General features: G+C 74.5%; 13 protein-coding genes. 6 read left to right on the forward strand and 7 right to left on the reverse strand.

Features of this window, described 5'->3' with window-relative positions; translation table 11 throughout:
- Nucleotides 1-113: 113 nt before the first annotated feature.
- The 4 genes from GNZ18_RS23210 to GNZ18_RS23230 all read right to left on the reverse strand — a co-directional run bounded on the left by GNZ18_RS23210 (nt 114) and on the right by GNZ18_RS23230 (nt 4,373).
- Complete coding sequence (locus tag GNZ18_RS23210; RefSeq protein WP_156218836.1) at nt 114-911, reverse strand: SDR family oxidoreductase; 798 nt, start codon at nt 909-911, stop codon at nt 114-116.
- Between the two features lie 691 nt (nt 912-1,602).
- Nucleotides 1,603-2,208: a flavodoxin family protein gene (locus GNZ18_RS23220; RefSeq protein WP_156218642.1), complete on the reverse strand. Its 606-nt coding sequence runs from the start codon at nt 2,206-2,208 to the stop codon at nt 1,603-1,605.
- Nucleotides 2,209-2,304: 96 nt separating this feature from the next.
- Entirely contained in the window at nt 2,305-3,345 is a 1,041-nt protein-coding gene (locus GNZ18_RS23225; protein WP_156218643.1) for a Ppx/GppA phosphatase family protein, read from the reverse strand.
- Between the two features lie 104 nt (nt 3,346-3,449).
- Nucleotides 3,450-4,373 (reverse strand): GNAT family N-acetyltransferase, encoded by a 924-nt coding sequence (locus tag GNZ18_RS23230; protein ID WP_156218644.1) that lies wholly within the window; start codon nt 4,371-4,373, stop codon nt 3,450-3,452.
- 410 nt (nt 4,374-4,783) lie between these two features.
- On the opposite strand from GNZ18_RS23230, the gene GNZ18_RS23235 reads away from it, so the two are divergent.
- From GNZ18_RS23235 to GNZ18_RS23260, 6 genes are all read left to right on the forward strand, one after another.
- Nucleotides 4,784-4,873, forward strand: coding sequence for a K(+)-transporting ATPase subunit F (locus GNZ18_RS23235; protein ID WP_156218645.1), 90 nt, complete (start codon nt 4,784-4,786; stop codon nt 4,871-4,873).
- Entirely contained in the window at nt 4,873-6,540 is a 1,668-nt protein-coding gene (gene kdpA, locus GNZ18_RS23240; RefSeq protein ID WP_312874688.1) for a potassium-transporting ATPase subunit KdpA, read from the forward strand. Before GNZ18_RS23235 ends, kdpA begins: the two co-directional genes overlap by 1 nt.
- The gene (gene kdpB, locus GNZ18_RS23245) at nt 6,540-8,696 is read left to right on the forward strand and encodes a potassium-transporting ATPase subunit KdpB (protein WP_156218646.1); all 2,157 of its coding nucleotides are present in this window, start codon (nt 6,540-6,542) and stop codon (nt 8,694-8,696) included. Before kdpA ends, kdpB begins: the two co-directional genes overlap by 1 nt.
- 7 nt (nt 8,697-8,703) lie before the next feature.
- Entirely contained in the window at nt 8,704-9,582 is an 879-nt protein-coding gene (locus tag GNZ18_RS23250; protein WP_216651437.1) for a potassium-transporting ATPase subunit C, read from the forward strand.
- Between the two features lie 110 nt (nt 9,583-9,692).
- Complete coding sequence (locus GNZ18_RS23255) at nt 9,693-12,251, forward strand: DUF4118 domain-containing protein (protein ID WP_156218648.1); 2,559 nt, start codon at nt 9,693-9,695, stop codon at nt 12,249-12,251.
- A complete protein-coding gene (locus tag GNZ18_RS23260; protein ID WP_156218649.1) occupies nt 12,248-12,922 on the forward strand; it encodes a response regulator in 675 nt (224 codons plus the stop codon). The genes GNZ18_RS23255 and GNZ18_RS23260 overlap by 4 nt, the downstream gene beginning before the upstream one ends.
- 24 nt (nt 12,923-12,946) lie before the next feature.
- Here the strand turns inward: GNZ18_RS23260 and GNZ18_RS23265 are convergent, their stop codons facing one another.
- The 3 genes from GNZ18_RS23265 to GNZ18_RS23275 form a co-directional block, all read right to left on the reverse strand.
- Nucleotides 12,947-13,729: an SDR family NAD(P)-dependent oxidoreductase gene (locus tag GNZ18_RS23265; RefSeq protein WP_156218650.1), complete on the reverse strand. Its 783-nt coding sequence runs from the start codon at nt 13,727-13,729 to the stop codon at nt 12,947-12,949.
- Nucleotides 13,730-13,849: 120 nt separating this feature from the next.
- Nucleotides 13,850-14,785, reverse strand: a complete 936-nt coding sequence (locus GNZ18_RS23270) for an ABC transporter permease (protein WP_308166325.1) — start codon at nt 14,783-14,785, stop codon at nt 13,850-13,852.
- On the reverse strand, nt 14,782-16,245 hold the full coding sequence (locus GNZ18_RS23275; RefSeq protein WP_156218651.1) for a sugar ABC transporter ATP-binding protein: 1,464 nt from the start codon (nt 16,243-16,245) through the stop codon (nt 14,782-14,784). Before GNZ18_RS23275 ends, GNZ18_RS23270 begins: the two co-directional genes overlap by 4 nt.

A 16,245-nucleotide genomic window follows, 5' to 3' on the forward strand; every position in this document is an offset into this window, starting at 1 on the left:
CCCTAATCACGAAGATCTCGCCGCGCGGATCCCTGACGTCCGAGGTGACCGGGACGGGTGGCCGGTGGGCAAGGGAGATGTCGCCCGGCCGCTGCGCCGACCCCGGAGACCGGTCAGCCGGGGTGGATCTCCCCTCCGGCGGGGACGAGGTTCTGGCCCGTGTAGTAGGAGGACAGCCGGCTGCTGGCGAAGAAGACGTAGGAGGGGGCGATCTCGTCCGGGTCGGCGGCGCGGCCCATGGGGGCCTGCTCGCCGAAGCCCTCGACGCGGTCCTCGTCGAAGGTGGCCGGGATGAGCGGGGTCCAGACCGGGCCCGGGGAGACGATGTTGACCCGGATGCCGCGTTCCACGAGCGACTGGGCCATGCACTGCGCGAAGGTCATCGCGGCCGCCTTGCTGGCCGAGTAGTCGATCAGGCTGGTGTTGCCGCGCAGCCCGTTGATCGATCCGGTGACGACGATGGAGCCGTCGTCCGGCAGGTGGTCGAGGGCCTCCTGGACGGTCCAGAAGAGGCTGTGCACGTTCACGCGGAAGGTGCGGTCGAGCTGGTCGGTGCCGATCTCGCGGACGTCCTCGACCGGCCGCTGGGTGCCGTGGTGCAGGACCAGGACATCCAGGCCGCCGAGCTCCTCCGCCGCGCGCCGGACGACGTCGCGGGCGTGCCGCTCCTCGGCCAGGTCGCCGCCGAAGGTCGGGCAGCGCCGGCCCTCGGCCTCGACCAGGCCGGCGGTGTGCCGGGCGTCCTCGTCCTCCTCCAGGTAGGTGATCGCGACATCGGCGCCCTCCTTGGCGAACGCGACCGCGACCGCGCGTCCGATGCCGGAGTCGCCACCGGTGATCAGCGCCCGCCGTCCCGCGAGCAGGCCGCGCCCCTCGTAGCCGCGCATCTCGTCGCGCGGACGCGGATCCATCTTCGACGTCTCACCCGGATACGGCTGGCTCTGGCCCGACGGGCTGGTCACGTGGTCACCTCGCATGAAGTCGCTGCCGCCGCGGGGGTCGTCCGCGAACGTGCCGCCGTCGGTGGCGGCTCGTCCGGCCATTCCCGTCTGCCACGAGCCTTAACGTTCGCGCGGCCGTTTCACACCGACCGGGCGCCGGGTAGGTGGGGCCGCGCGCCGACCGCGACAGCAGGAGGGCCCATGCACGACACACCGGCCGCATCGACGGACCGCGTCGACGACGTCTGGGGGACGAGGACCCCGAGCGGATCAGGCTCGCCATGGCCGGTCCGGGTCGACCAGTACCTCCACGAGGGGATCTCCGAGGACGAGGTCGAGTGGGTCCGGTCGGCGTGCGTGCTGTGCTCGAACGGCTGCGGGATGGACGTCGCCGTGCACGGCGACCGGATCGTCGGCGTGCGGGGCGCGCCTCCGACCGCGTCAACCACGGGCGGCTCGGGCCGAAGGGCCTCTTCGGCTGCGCGGGAGGCGGAGATCGGACCGCCTGGGACGCGGGGCTGCTCGACGTCGTCGGCGAATGCCGCGAGGCGGCGGAGACGCGCGGCAAGTGGCTCCGCACCCGGATCAAGGTCACCGCCCCGCAGGTCCTCGTCAGCGCCTAGCGGGGCGGTGCCGGCGGCCAGAGATCAGGGGGCAGGGGTCAGGAGGGCGGCGCGGGGATCGGGTTCGCGGCCAGCGCCGTGGCGGCGGCCACCAGGTTGGAGGCCATGGCCCGCCCGGTGCTGTGCGACCAGTCCTTGCCCTCCTCGCTCTCCAGGTAGGTCGGGCCCGGCCCGGGGCCCCGGTTCCAGTACGTCCACGCCTGGCCCGGGATCGTGTAGCCGAACTCGTTCAGCGCGCCGCTCAGGTTGTTGATCACGTGGTGGGCGCCGTCCTCGTTCCCGGTGACGATCACCCCGGCGACCCGGTTGAAGGCGACGGGGCGGCCGGCGTCGTCGGTCTCCGACAGCATCGCGTCCATCCGCTCGATGACCCGCTGTGCGACCGAGGACGGCTGTCCCGCCCACGTCGGCGACGCGAGGATCAGGATCTCCGACTCCAGCAGCGACTTGTGCACGGCGGGCCACGGGTCCCCGTCGCCGAGGTCGGTCTCCACGCCCGGCGGGATGTCCAGGTCCACGGCCCGGACGGTCTCCACCGTGACACCCCTCGCCCGCAGCGCCTCCTCCACCACCGAAGCGAGCGCGTGGGTGTTGGAGGTCGCCGGTGAGCGCTTCAGGGTGCAGTTGATCACTACGGCGCGCATCGGCGCCCTCCTTCGGGTCCGGTGGATCGGTCCCCGGCGAAGTACCCGGGCCACCGCCGCGAAACGTCGGGGGCGGGAGGGGCGCCCGTGGAACGGTCAGGCGGTGAGCACGGGGACCGCGCGCAGCGGCGAGCGGCCCCGCGACGCGACGGCGGGGACGGCCTGGGTGAGGCGCGCGGTCTCGGCGTCGGCCGCCGCCGGATCCGACATCGCCTGCAGGCGCCGGATGATCAGGCCCTCGCGGATCGCCCACGGGCAGATGTCGACCCGGTCGATCTCCAGGGTCGTCATGAGCGCCTCGGCGACGATCGCGCCCGCCAGGATCTGCGGCGCCCGGGGCCGGGAGACCCCGGGCAGCTTCGCGCGGGCGGCGGCGCGCTTGGACGCCAGGACGGGGATCTGCTCGCGGAGCCGCTCCAACTCCAGCACCCGCCGCGTGTACGGGCCGTCCTTGCGCCGGGGCGCCCCGGTCAGCCGCGCGAGCTGGGTGAAGGTCTTGGACGTCGCCACCGGACGCACCGGCCGCTCGTCGTCCAGCCCGGCGAGCACCCGGGCGGACGTCTCGGACAGCCGCTCGTACACCCGGCGGCGCAGCCGGCGCACGTGCTTGCGGGAGGGCGGGTCCCCCGGCAGGTGCGCGCGGGTGAGCCGGCCCGCGCCGAGCGGCAGCGACACCGCCAGCGCCGGCTCCTGGCCCTCCCCGTGGGCGATCTCCAGCGATCCGCCGCCGATGTCGGCCAGCAGCAGCCGCCCGCCCGACCACCCGTACCAGGCGCGGGCGGCGAGGAACGTCAGCCGCGCCTCGTCCCGGCCGGACAGGAAGCCGAGCCGCACCCCGGTCGCCGCCGCGACCTCGTCGACGATCTCCCGCTGGTTCGCCGCGTCCCGCACCGCCGACGTCGCGAACGCGACCAGTTCCTCGACGCCGTGCTCGGCGGCGGCGTACACGGCCTCGCCCACCGACAGGACCAGCCGCTCCATCGCCTCCCGCGCCACCCTCCCCTCGGCGTCGACCGCCTCGGCCAGCCTGGTCGGACGCTTGACCGTCGTCACCGGCGCCGGCGGCGCGCCCACCTTGAGGTCCATCACCTTGAGATGGGCGGAATTGGAACCCACGTCCAGCACACCGATTCGCATGCCGACGCTTTACCCACATAAGTCCGTTTCATTGCCGTTCTCGGCACGACGCACGGTGTTCGTCCCGTTCCCCATGGGTGTCGTCGAGCCCATGGGGCGCCGCGCTAAGGAGTGGCGGCGAGGGGCCTGGTGTACTGCCAGAAGGCCCGGTTGATGGTGGCCGTGAGGGTCTTGGAGAACAGGCCGACGGGGCCCGCCCAGCCGATCTCGGCGGTGCGCAGGCCCAGCCGGTCCCGCTGCTCGGCCAGGCACCGCTTCATCAGGACCGTTCCGAGGCCCGCGCGGCGGTGGGCCGGGTCCACGGCCAGCGGGCCGACGATGTGGAGCTGGTTGAGGCCGTAGGCGACGAAGCCGATGACCTCCTCCCGGTGGGTCGCCACGAGGCAGCCCGCCTCCGGGTTGTCCAGCGTGACCTCGATCTCCTCCACCCAGGCCTCCTCCGCGCCTCCGACGCCCGAGCCGACCCACGCCTGGAGGGCGGCCTTGTCCTCGGGCCGGGCGCGCTGGACGCGGATTCCGGAGTCGGCCAGCCGTTTCTCGTCCTCGGCGGTGTCGAGCGGGGCCTCGAATAGGTCGACGTCCATGTTGACGAAGCAGTGCCTGCGGGAGAATCCCAGCGCCTCGAAGAAGCCGATCGCGGGGGTATAACGAAGATCGACTCCGGGCCAGAGATAGCAGGGGGAGTTCCCCTGCACGGTGATCGCCGCACAGCCCCGGCCCAGGAACTCCGCTTCGAGATGCGCGACGAGGCGGCGCGCTATTCCCGCGCGCCGGGCCGAGCCGTCGACGGCGAGCAGGTCGATGACCCCGTCGGGGACGGGCGAGCGCGTCACCGAGCCGAATGCCGCGCCCAGCAGCGCTTCGCCGCAGGTGGCGACCACCACGGACCGGGGCCGGCGCATCAGCAGGGCGGGGTATCCCGCCGCCGTCCGGTCGAGATGGAGTTCCCGTTCGCAAAGGGCGCTGATCTGCGGCAGGTCCGCATCCGAGGCCGCCCGCACCGTGATCTGCCGTGTCGAATCCGCCAACGAGCCGACCCCGCTTTCATCACCATATGAAGCGCTTTCGCCATCGCGTTGTCAATACCCTTCCATTGCTTGGACCTCCGGTCAAGAGGTCCATTCTTCGGTGGATTCATAGATGATCATTCAATGAAAAATAGGGGTTGCGCGCGCCCGGCCGGGTGGGTACCCGGCGCGCCGGCCCTCCGCGTTAGGGGCGCGTTAGGGACGCGTTAAGCCCGGCCCGTCCGGCGCTAAGAAGCCGTCAAGACACCTCAAATCACCCCTGACCGGGAGTTCTACTCATCTGGCGCCCTTCCGGACGGCGGGGCGGTCCTTCGACAAGGGAAGCGAGAGATGTCCGATCTGGCGTTCGTCCTGCTGACGGTGGCGCTGTTCGCCCTGTTCGCGCTGGTCGTGAAGGCGGTCGAGCGGCTGTGACCGCGCAGAACACGGTCGGCCTGGTGCTGGCCGTCCTGGTGACCGTCCTGCTCGTCGCGGCCCTTCTGTTCCCGGAGCGTCTCTAGTGAGTTCGACGACTGCGGGGGTCCTGTTCCTCGGATCCCTCGTGCTCGCCCTCGTCCTGACCCACAGGCCGCTGGGCGACTACATGTACCGGGTCTACTCCGGTACGCGGCACACGCGCGTGGAGCGGTGGATCTACCGGCTGGTCGGCGTCAGGCCCGACGCCGACCAGCGGTGGGGCGTGTACGCGCGCGCCGTCCTCGCGTTCTCGGTGGTCGGCGTCCTGTTCCTGTACGGGTTCCAGCGGCTCCAGAACCGCCTGCTGCTGAGCCTCGGAATGGACCCGGTCAAGCCCGACCAGGCATGGAACACGGCGGTCAGCTTCGTCACCAACACCAACTGGCAGTCCTACTCGGGCGAGTCGACCATGGGCCACCTCGTGCAGATGACCGGGCTCGCGGTGCAGAACTTCGTGTCGGCGGCGGTCGGCATGGCGGTCGCGGTCGCGCTGATGCGCGGGTTCGCCCGCCGCCGGACGGAGGGCCTCGGCAACTTCTGGGTCGACCTGGTGCGGGGGACGCTGCGGATCCTCCTCCCCATCGCCTTCCTCGGCGCGGTCGCGCTGGTGGCGGGCGGGGTCGTGCAGAACCTCCAGGATCCGGCCGACCACACGGTGACGACGGTCACGGGCGGGTCGCAGACCCTGCCGGGCGGGCCGGTCGCGAGCCAGGAGGCGATCAAGGAGCTGGGCACCAACGGCGGCGGGTTCTTCAACGCCAACTCGGCGCATCCGTTCGAGAACCCGACGTCCTGGACGAACTGGCTGGAGATGCTGCTGATCCTGCTGATCCCGTTCGCGCTGACCCGCACGTTCGGCCGGATGGTGCGCCAGCCGCGCCAGGGCTACGCGATCGCGGCGGTGATGGGCCTGCTGGCGCTGGTCAGCGTCGCGCTGACGATGACGCTCCAGGCCGTGCACCACGGGACCGTTCCGACCGCGGTCGGCGCCGCGGCGGAGGGCACCGAGGCGCGGTTCGGCGTCCTGGACTCGGCGGTGTTCGCCGCCGTGACCACGCTGACCTCGACCGGCGCCGTGGACTCCTTCCACGACTCCTACACGAGCCTCGGCGGGATGATGACGATGCTGAACATGCTGCTCGGCGAGGTCGCGCCCGGCGGGGTCGGCTCCGGGCTGTACGGGATGCTGGTGCTCGCCGTGATCACGGTGTTCGTCGCCGGGCTGATGGTGGGCCGCACCCCCGAGTACCTGGGCAAGAAGATCGGCGCCCGGGAGATCAAGCTGGCGTCGCTGTACTTCCTCGTCATGCCGGCTCTGGTGCTGGCCGGGACGGGCGCCGCCGCCGCGACCGGGCACGGCCGCGCGGGGATGCTGAACTCCGGCCCGCACGGCCTCAGCGAGGTGCTCTACGCGTTCACCTCGGCGTCCAACAACAACGGGTCGGCGTTCGCCGGGCTCACCGTCAACACGGTCTGGTACGACACGGCCCTCGGCCTGTGCATGGCGGTCGGGCGCTTCCTGCCGATCGTCTTCGTGCTCGCGCTGGCCGGGTCGCTGGCCCGGCAGGGGCACACGCCCGAGTCGGACGGCACGCTGCCCACCCACCGGCCGCAGTTCGTCGGCATGGTCGCCGGCGTCACGGTCGTCCTCGTCGCCCTCACCTTCCTGCCCGTGCTGGCGCTCGGACCGCTGGCCGAAGGAGTCCACTGATGTCCCTCCAGACGCGGGCCGCGCGGACGCCCGCACGCACCCCCTCCCCCGGCGGGAGGCCCGGCGGCGCCCGGCGCGGGCTCCTCGGCCCCGGCGTGCTGGCGGCCGCGCTGCCGGACGCGCTCCGCAAGCTCGACCCCCGCACGCTGTGGCGCAACCCGGTGATGCTGATCGTGGAGGTCGGCGCGGCGTGGTCCACGGTGCTGGCGTCCGCCCGGCCGAGCTGGTTCGGCTGGCTGGCGGTCGGCTGGCTGTGGCTGACGGTGGTCTTCGCGAACCTGGCGGAGGCGGTCGCGGAAGGGCGCGGCAGGGCGCAGGCCGAGACGCTCCGCCGCGCCAAGCGCGACATGGTGGCCCGCCGCCTCACCGGCTGGCGGCCCGGCGGGCCGGACCCGCGGGAGGAGACCGTGCCCGCGCCCGAGCTGCGGCAGGGCGACCACGTCGTCGTCGAGGCCGGGGAGACCGTCCCGGCGGACGGGGACGTCGTCGAGGGCATCGCCAGCGTGGACGAGTCGGCGATCACCGGCGAGTCGGCGCCGGTGATCCGCGAGTCCGGCGGCGACCGCAGCGCGGTGACCGGCGGGACGCGGGTGCTGTCGGACCGGATCGTCGTCGAGGTCACGCAGCGGCCGGGCGAGAGCTTCATCGACCGGATGATCTCGCTGGTGGAGGGGTCGAACCGGCAGCGGACGCCGAACGAGATCGCGCTCAACATCCTGCTCGCCGCGCTGACGATCATCTTCGTGCTGGCGGTCGCGACGCTCCAGCCGATGGCGATCTACTCCATGGGCGCCGACCCGGGCGTGCCGGGCGGCCTGGCGCTGGACTCCGGCGGGATCACCGGGATCGTGCTGGTGTCGCTGCTGGTGTGCCTGATCCCGACGACGATCGGCGCGCTGCTGAGCGCGATCGGCATCGCGGGCATGGACCGGCTCGTCCAGCGGAACGTGCTCGCGATGAGCGGCCGCGCGGTCGAGGCGGCGGGCGACGTCGACACGCTGCTGCTGGACAAGACCGGCACGATCACGCTCGGCGACCGGCAGGCGGCGGCGTTCCTGCCGCTGGGCGGCGTGGCCGAGCGGGAACTGGCGGACGCGGCGCAGCTCGCCAGCCTCGCCGACGAGACGCCCGAGGGGCGCTCGGTCGTGGTGCTGGCCAAACGGCTGCACGGGCTGCGCGAGCGCACGCCCGGCGAACTGGACGGCGCGGAATGGGTCCCCTTCACCGCGCGGACCCGGATGTCGGGCGTCGACCTGCCCGGCCGCCGGCTGCGCAAGGGCGCGGCGAGCGCGGTCGCGGCGTGGGCGCGCGAGCGGGGCGGGGACGTCCCGCCGGGGCTGGGCCGCGCCGTCGAGGAGATCTCCTCCTCGGGCGGGACGCCGCTGGTGGTGGGCGAGTCCGGCCCGGCCGGGACGCGGGTCCTCGGGGTGATCCACCTCAAGGACGTCGTCAAGCAGGGGATGGCGGAGCGGTTCGCGGAGATGCGGGCGATGGGCATCCGCACCGTGATGATCACCGGCGACAACCCGCTGACCGCGAAGGCCATCGCCGACGAGGCCGGGGTGGACGACTTCCTCGCCGAGGCGACTCCGGAGGACAAGCTCGCGCTGATCAAGCGGGAGCAGGAGGGCGGCCGGCTCGTCGCGATGACCGGGGACGGCACCAACGACGCGCCCGCGCTCGCGCAGGCCGACGTCGGGGTCGCGATGAACACCGGCACCTCGGCCGCCAAGGAGGCCGGGAACATGGTCGACCTGGACTCCGACCCGACCAAGCTCATCGAGATCGTCGGGATCGGCAAGCAGCTCCTGATCACGCGCGGCGCGCTGACCACGTTCTCCATCGCCAACGACATCGCCAAGTACTTCGCGATCATCCCGGCGCTGTTCCTGACGCTGTTCCCCGGCCTGGACACGCTCAACGTCATGCGGCTGCACAGCCCGCAGTCGGCGATCCTGTCGGCGGTCGTGTTCAACGCGCTGGTCATCGTCGCGCTGATCCCGCTGGCGCTGCGCGGCGTGCGGTACCGGCCGGGCGGGGCGTCCGCGCTGCTGTCGCGCAACCTGGCCGTCTACGGGCTCGGCGGGATCGTCGCGCCGTTCATCGGCATCAAGCTCATCGACCTGTTCATTCAATTTCTTCCGGGGATGTCCTGACATGCGTATGCCCACCTGGATCCGCGGGCACCTGGCGGCGGTGCGGGCGCTGCTCGTCCTGACCGCCGTGTGCGGGGTCGCCTACCCGCTGGCCGTGTTCGCGGTCGCGCAGCTCCCCGGTCTGGAGGACCGGGCCGGCGGCTCGCTCGTGAGCGCGCCCGGCGGCCGCACGGCGGGCAGCCGCCTCATCGGCCAGTCGTTCACCGACAGGGACGGGAACCCGATCCCGCGCTACTTCCAGAGCCGTCCGTCCAACGCGGGCGACGGCTACGACCCGACCGCGTCGTCCGCGAGCAACCTCGGCCCCGAGGACGTCGTGGACACGCTCCCGGCGCCCGGCGTCGAGGGGGCGCCGAGCCTGCTCACCCAGGTCTGCGCCCGCAGCAAGGCGGTCGGCGACCTGGAGGGCGTGAGCGGCGCCCGCCCGTTCTGCACCCCGGACGGCGTGGGCGCGGTGCTGAAGGTGTTCGGCGCGCGCGCCGCCGACGGGACCGTCCGGCATCCGGCGCGGGTGGTGAGCGCCGACCAGGCGTGCCCGGCGGTGCCGTTCGTCCGCGAGTACCACGGCGTCCGGGTCGAGTGCGCCAGGCCGGGCGAGGACCTCGCCGCCGGGCTGACCGTCCCGGTGCGGGGCGGCGCGCCGTCCAGGCCCCGGGTGCCCGCCGACGCGGTCACCGCGAGCGGGAGCGGCCTCGATCCCCACATCAGCCCCGCGTACGCGCGGCTCCAGGCGCCCCGGGTGGCGCGGGCGCGCGGCGTGCCGGTGGAGCGGGTGCTGGAGGCGGTCCGGCACAACCGGACCGGACGGGCGCTCGGGTTCATGGGCGAGCCGGTGGTGAACGTGGTGCGGCTCAACCTGGAGCTCGACCGCGGCGTCGGGTCCTGAGTCGTCCGGCCCGTGCGGGATATGTCGTGATGAGGGGTCCTGTTGGCGCTTTGCTAGATTTCGCCAGGCCGGAAACCGGGGAGGGCCCCGGCGGGGGAGGTGGGCCCGGGATGGGCACGCGGGGCACGCGGGGGACGTGGCGCGTCTACCTGGGCGCGGCGCCGGGGGTCGGCAAGACCTACGCGATGCTGAACGAGGGGCGGCGGCGCGCCGGGCGGGGCGCCGACGTCGTCGTCGGCCTCGCCGAGACGCACGGGCGGCCGCACACCGCCGAGCAGCTCGGCGGTCTGGAGGTCGTCCCCCGGCACGAGCGCCTCTACCGGGGCGCGGCGTTCACCGAGATGGACCTGGACGCCGTGCTCGCCCGCCGGCCCGAGATCGCGCTGGTGGACGAGCTGGCGCACACCAACGTCCCCGGCTGCCGCAACGCCAAGCGCTGGCAGGACATCCAGGAGCTGCTGGACGCGGGCATCGACGTGATCTCCACCGTCAACATCCAGCACCTGGAGTCGCTGAACGACGTGGTCGAGCGGATCACCGGGGTCCGGCAGCGCGAGACCGTCCCGGACGCCGTCGTGCGCCGCGCCGACCAGGTCGAGCTGGTCGACATGACGCCCGAGGCGCTGCGCCGCCGCCTGGCGCACGGCAACGTCTACGCGCCCGGACGGGTCGACGCGGCACTCGCCCACTACTTCCGGGCGGGCAACCTCGCCGCGCTGCGGGAGCTGGCGCTGCTGTGGGTGGCCGACCGGGTGGACGAAGGCCTGGCCCGCTACCGCGACCAGCACGACATCACCGAGCGGTGGGAGGCGCGGGAGCGGATCGTGGTGGCGCTCACCGGCGGCCCGGAGGGCGAGACGCTCGTCCGCCGCGCCGCGCGGCTCGCCGCCCGCGCCGGGCACGCCGACCTGCTCGCCGTCCGGGTGTTGCGCAGCGACGGCCTCAGTGAGGGCTCGCCGCGGACGCTGGCGGGTCAGCGCGCGCTGCTGGAGAGCCTGGGCGGGACCTACCACCAGGTCGTCGGCGACCAGGTCGCGCGGGCGCTGCTGGAGTTCGCGCGCGGCGTCAACGCCACCCAGCTCGTGCTCGGGTCGAGCCGCCGCCCGGCGTGGCAGGCGGTGCTCGGGCCCGGCGTCGGCGCGACCGTCAGCCGGGACGCCGGGGACCTCGACGTCCACATCGTCACCCACGAGCACGTCGGCAAGGGGCGCGGGATCGCGCGGACGGCCGGGTCGGCGCTGAGCCCCCGCCGCAGGGCCGCCGGCTGGGCGCTGTCGGCGCTCGGCCCGCCGCTGCTGACCGCCCTGCTGTCGAGCGGCTTCGGGCACTTCGGGCTGGTCACCGACATCCTGCTCTACCTGGCGCTGACCGTCGGGGTCGCGCTGGCGGGCGGGCTGTGGCCCGCGGTGGCGGCGGCGGTGCTGGGCAGCCTGCTCGCGAACTGGTTCTTCACCCCGCCCTTCCACACGCTGACGATCGCCGACGCGCAGAACGCGCTCGCGCTGGCGATCTTCATCGGGGTCGCGGTGGCGGTGTCGTCGGTGGTGGACCTGGCCGCCCGCCGCACCCGGCAGGCCGCCCAGAGCAGCGCCGAGGCCGAGACGCTGGGCCTGCTGGCCTCCAGCGTGCTGCGCGGGGAGCGGGCGCTCCCGGCGCTGCTGGAACGCGTCCGGGAGACGTTCGGGGTCACCTCGGCCGCGCTGCTGGAGCGGGACGACGGCGGGTGGAACGTGCTGGGCGCCACCGGGCCCGACCCCTGCGGGCGTCCCGAGGACGCGGAGGTGCGGGCGCCGGTCGCGGAGGGCGCGGAACCCGGCGGCGAGGGCGAGACGGTGCTCGCGCTGCGCGGACGGGTGCTCCCCGCGGCCGACCGGCGGGTGCTGTCGGCGTTCGCCTCGCAGGCGGCGGCCGTCCTGGAGTGGCGGCGGCTGGCCGAGGAGGCGGCGCGGGCCCGGCGGCTGGCCGAGGGCAACAAGATCCGCACGGCGCTGCTGGCGGCGGTCTCGCACGACCTGCGCACCCCGCTGGCCTCGATCAAGGCGGGCGTGAGCAGCCTGCGCGCCGCCGACGTGGACTTCGCCCCCGAGGACGAGGCGGAGCTGCTCGCCACGATCGAGGAGTCCGCCGACCGCCTGGACGGGCTCATCGGCAACCTCCTGGACATGAGCCGGTTGCAGACCGGCGCCGTCGTCCCGCTCGTCCGGCACGTCAGCGTGGAGGAGGTGCTGCCCGGCGCGCTGCGCGGCGTCCCCGGGGACCGCGTCGAGACCGACGTGCCCGAGGCGCTGCCGCCGGTCGAGGCCGACCCGGGGCTGCTGGAGCGGGCCCTCGCCAACGTGGTGGAGAACGCCGTCCGGCACAGCCGCGAGCCGGTGCTGGTGTCGGGCAGCGAGCTGCGGCTCGGGCGCAGGCCGGGCCGGATCGAGATCCGCGTCGCCGACCGGGGCCCGGGGGTGCCCGACGCGGCGAAGGAGCGCGTGTTCGCGCCGTTCCAGCGGCTCGGCGACGCGCCCCGGGGCACCGGGGTCGGGCTCGGGCTGGCGGTCGCCCGCGGCTTCACCGAGGCCATGGGCGGGACGCTGCACGCCGAGGACACCCCGGGCGGCGGCCTGACCATGGTCTTCGCGCTGCCGCCCGCGGCCGCGCCCGAGCCCCGGGAGGGACGATGACGCGGGTGCTGCTGGTCGAGGACGAGCCGCAGATCGTCCGGGCGCTGCGGATCAACCTGCGGGCGCGCGGCTACGAGGTCGACGCGGCGCCCGACGGCAGGAGCGCGCTGGAGGCGGCCGCGCGCCGCCCCCCGGACGTGGTGGTCCTCGACCTCGGCCTGCCCGATATGGACGGCGTCGAGGTGATCCGGGGCCTGCGCGGCTGGACCGGGGTGCCGATCATCGTGCTGTCGGCGCGGCACGCCTCCGCCGAGAAGGTCGCGGCGCTCGACATCGGCGCCGACGACTACGTCACCAAGCCGTTCGGCATGGACGAGCTGCTGGCGCGGCTGCGCGCGGCCGTGCGGCGCGCGCGGCCCGCCGACGAGGCGCCGGTGGTGGAGACCGGGGACTTCACCGTGGACCTCGCCGCCAAGCGGGTGGAGCGGGACGGCGCGGACGTCCGGCTGACGCCGACCGAGTGGCACATCCTGGAGCTGCTCGTCCGCGACGCCGGGCGGCTGGTCAGCCAGCGGCAGCTGCTGCGCGAGGTGTGGGGGCCCTCCTATGAGAAGGAGACCAACTACCTGCGCGTCTACCTCGCGCAGCTGCGCCGCAAGCTGGAGCCCGACCCGGCGCGGCCCCGGCACCTGATCACCGAGCCGGGCATGGGCTACCGCTTCGAACCCTGAGCCCGTGCCGGCGGGCCCAGGGGGTCAGAGCATGACCCGGCCGCCCGCGACGTCGACGGTGAGGCCGGTCAGCCAGGACGCCTGCGCGGACGCGAGGAACAGCGCGGCGCCCGCGACGTCGGCGGGCTCGCCGAGCCGGCCGAGCGGGTGGGCGGCCGCGACGGCCTCCTGGACCTCCGGCGGCATGTGGCGCGCGGTGCGCTCGGTGCGGATCGCCGCGGGGGCGAGGCAGTTGGCGCGCACGCCGTCCGGCCCGACCTCGGCGGCGACGTGCCGGGTGAGCGCCTGGACGCCCGCCTTCGCCGCCTCGTAGGCGACCGGCGCGCCCCAGCGGTTGCCCGCGTCGCGCCCGCCGCCCGGGAGGTTGGTGGGCAGCCGCCCGGCCGAGGACGACATCGTGAGGATCGAGCCCGCCCGCCGCTCCTGCATCCCGGGCAGGAAGCTCTTCAGCGTGAGGAACGTGGCGGTGAGGTTGCCGTCGACGACCGAGCGCCACTCCTGCTCGCTCATGGACGCGGTGGGCCCCGGCCGGGCGATGCCGCCGCCCGCGAAGGCGCACAGGACGCCCACCGGGCCGAGCTCGTCCTCGACCAGGCGCCGGGCGTCCTCGATCGCGGCGAGGTCGGTCACGTCGGCGACCAGGCCCAGTCCGCCGGTCTCGGCGGCGACCTTCTCCAGCGCCGCGCCGTCGCGGCCGAGGACCGCGACCTTGGCGCCCTCGGCGGCGAACGCGCGGGCGGTGTGGGCGCCGATGCCGCGCGAGCCGCCGGTGACCACGACGACGGCTCCGGCGAGTTCGGTGTACATCTGGGCTCCTCAGCGGGTGTCGGACAGGGAAGGGACGCGGGTGAGCGCCCCGCCTCCAGACTGAGTGAGCGCTCACCCATTTGTCAAGCGCACGGCGCCGCGCGGCACCCGGCGGGGACGTCAGGTCTCGCGGCGGCGCAGGGCCTGGTCGAGGGTCACGGCGGAAAGGATCAGCAGGCCCTCGATGACCTGCTTGTAGGTGGGGTTCCAGCCGAGCAGGTTGAAGCCGTTGGAGATGAGCGTGAGGATCAGCACGCCGACCATGCCGCGCCACACCGCGCCCTCGCCGCCGAGGATGCTGGTGCCGCCGAGGACGACGGCGGCGATCGCGGTCAGCTCCAGCAGGTTCCCGATGCCGGGCTGGGCGGAGCCGCCCCGGGCGGCCATGACGAGCCCGGCCGTCCCGGCGCAGGCGCCGCTGGCGGCGAACACCGCGACCCGCACGGGCCCGGTCCTGATCCCCGACAGCCGCGCCGCCTCGGGGTTGCCGCCGACGGCGTGGACGCTCCGTCCGAACGCGGTCGCCGACAGCAGCACCGTGGCCGCGGCGGCGACGCCCGCGAGCACGAGGGTCGCGGCGGTGATCCCGCCGAGCGCGGTGGGCCAGCCGATCATCTGGAACGCGTCGAGCTGCGCGGCGCGCGGGTAGACGATGGCGCCGCCGGTGATCACGACGGCGAGGCCCCGGTAGACGATGCTGAGCGCGAGCGTCGCGATGAAGGAGTGGACGCGCGACAGCACGACGGCGAGCCCGGTGGCCGTCCCCATCAGGGCCCCGGTCGCGACGCCCGCCGCGTATCCGGCGGGGACGCCCGCCGACCGGGTGACGATGACGGCGACGACCGCGCTCACCGCGAGGACGGCGCCGCAGGCGAGGTCGAACACCCCGCAGACGACGCACAGCGTCATGCCGCAGGCCAGCAGCCCGACGACGACGGCCTGGTCGAGGAGGTTGACCAGGTTGCCCTTGGTCAGGAACGTGTCGGTGGACAGCGACAGCGCGAGGACGAGCGCGGCGAGGGCCACCACCACGCCGTGGTCGCGGAGCGTCCTCACCGCAGGCCCGCGAGCGCGAGGACGTCCCCGGCGCGCGCCGCGCCGCGCGGGCACTCCCCCGCGATCGCGCCGCCGCGCATGACCAGCACGCGGTGCGCGAGCCCGAGCACCTCCTCGACCTCCGAGGAGGCGACGAGCACCGCCGTCCCCCGCGCCGCGAGGTCGGTGACCAGCCGGTGGATCTGGGCCTTGGCGGCGACGTCCACGCCGCGGGTCGGCTCGTCGGCGAGCAGGACGCGGGGGCGGCGGACGAGCCACTTGCCGAAGACCGCGCGCTGCTGGTTGCCGCCCGACAGCGTCCACGCGGGCCGGTCGAGGCCGGTGCCGCGGACGCCGAGGCCGTCGGCGGTGGCCTGGGCGGCGCGCCGCTCGGCGCCCCTACGCACGACGCGCAGGGGGCGGCGGCCCGGCAGCGCGGTCATGCGCAGGTTCTCGGTGGTGGGCCTGACCAGAACGAGCCCGTGCTCGGCGCGCGACTCGGGCACGAGCGCCATGCCGAGCGCGATCGCCGCCGCCGGTCCGCCCCGGGCCCGCAGCGGCCGTCCGGCGACGCGCACCTCGCCGGAGTCCCGGCGGTCGGCGCCGAACAGCAGCCGGAGCGTCTCGGTGCGCCCGCTGCCGACCAGGCCCGCGAGCCCGACGATCTCCCCGGCCCTGACCCGCAACGACACCCCGCGCACGGCGTCGCCCCTGGACAGCTCCCGGGCCTCCAGGAGCACCGGCGAGCCGGCGGGGACGGGCTCCGGCTCGGGGTAGCGGGTCTCGACGGGGCGTCCGGCGATCTCCTCCAGCAGGCCGCCTGCGGTGCGGTCGGCGGCGGGCGCGGTGGAGACGTGCCGCCCGTCGCGCAGGACGGTGACGGTGTCGCAGCCGTCCAGGACCTCCTCCAGCCGGTGGGAGATGAGCACGATCCCGGTTCCGTCGGCGGCGAGGCGGCGGGCGAGGGCGAGCAGCAGCGCGGCGTCGGTGCGGGGCAGCAGCGCGGTCGGCTCGTCCAGCACGAGGAGCCGCGCGCCGTGGGCGAGCGCGCGCAGGATCTCGGTCCGCTGCCGCTGGACGAGCGGCAGGTCCCCGGCCCGCGCGGCGGCGGGCAGGTCGAAGCCGGTGCGGTCGAGGAGCGCGGCGAACCGCTCCCGCCTCCGGGTGGCGTGCGGGGTGCCCAGGAAGACGTTGTCGAGGACGCTCAGCCCCGGGACGATCGCGCCCTCCTGCGTGACGAGCGCGATGCCGTGGCGCAGCGCGTCCCGGGGCGCCCGGAGCCGGACGGGCGCGCCGTCGACCGTGACGCGCCCGGAGTCCGGACGGACCGCCCCGCACAGCACCCGCGCGAGCGTGCTCTTGCCCGCGCCGTTCTCCCCCACGACGCCGTGGACCCGCCCGCCGGGCAGATCCAGCGTCACCTCGCGCAGGACGGCCGTCCCGCCGTAGCTCTTGCCGATCCGGTCGAGCGCGACGTCCAT

The organism is Actinomadura litoris, from assembly GCF_009733595.1.
GTDB lineage: Bacteria > Actinomycetota > Actinomycetes > Streptosporangiales > Streptosporangiaceae > Spirillospora > Spirillospora litoris.

Bases quoted from the DNA above. Each gene is read 5' to 3' on its own strand.
- kdpB (WP_156218646.1), top strand. From the start codon at position 6,540: ATGTCCCTCCAGACGCGGGCCGCGCGGACGCCCGCACGCACCCCCTCC.
- GNZ18_RS23210 (WP_156218836.1), bottom strand. From the start codon at position 911: ATGGATCCGCGTCCGCGCGACGAGATGCGCGGCTACGAGGGGCGCGGC.
- GNZ18_RS23225 (WP_156218643.1), bottom strand. From the start codon at position 3,345: ATGCGAATCGGTGTGCTGGACGTGGGTTCCAATTCCGCCCATCTCAAG.
- GNZ18_RS23220 (WP_156218642.1), bottom strand. From the start codon at position 2,208: ATGCGCGCCGTAGTGATCAACTGCACCCTGAAGCGCTCACCGGCGACC.
- GNZ18_RS23275 (WP_156218651.1), bottom strand. From the start codon at position 16,245: ATGGACGTCGCGCTCGACCGGATCGGCAAGAGCTACGGCGGGACGGCC.
- GNZ18_RS23250 (WP_216651437.1), top strand. From the start codon at position 8,704: ATGCCCACCTGGATCCGCGGGCACCTGGCGGCGGTGCGGGCGCTGCTC.
- GNZ18_RS23260 (WP_156218649.1), top strand. From the start codon at position 12,248: ATGACGCGGGTGCTGCTGGTCGAGGACGAGCCGCAGATCGTCCGGGCG.
- GNZ18_RS23255 (WP_156218648.1), top strand. From the start codon at position 9,693: ATGGGCACGCGGGGCACGCGGGGGACGTGGCGCGTCTACCTGGGCGCG.
- GNZ18_RS23265 (WP_156218650.1), bottom strand. From the start codon at position 13,729: ATGTACACCGAACTCGCCGGAGCCGTCGTCGTGGTCACCGGCGGCTCG.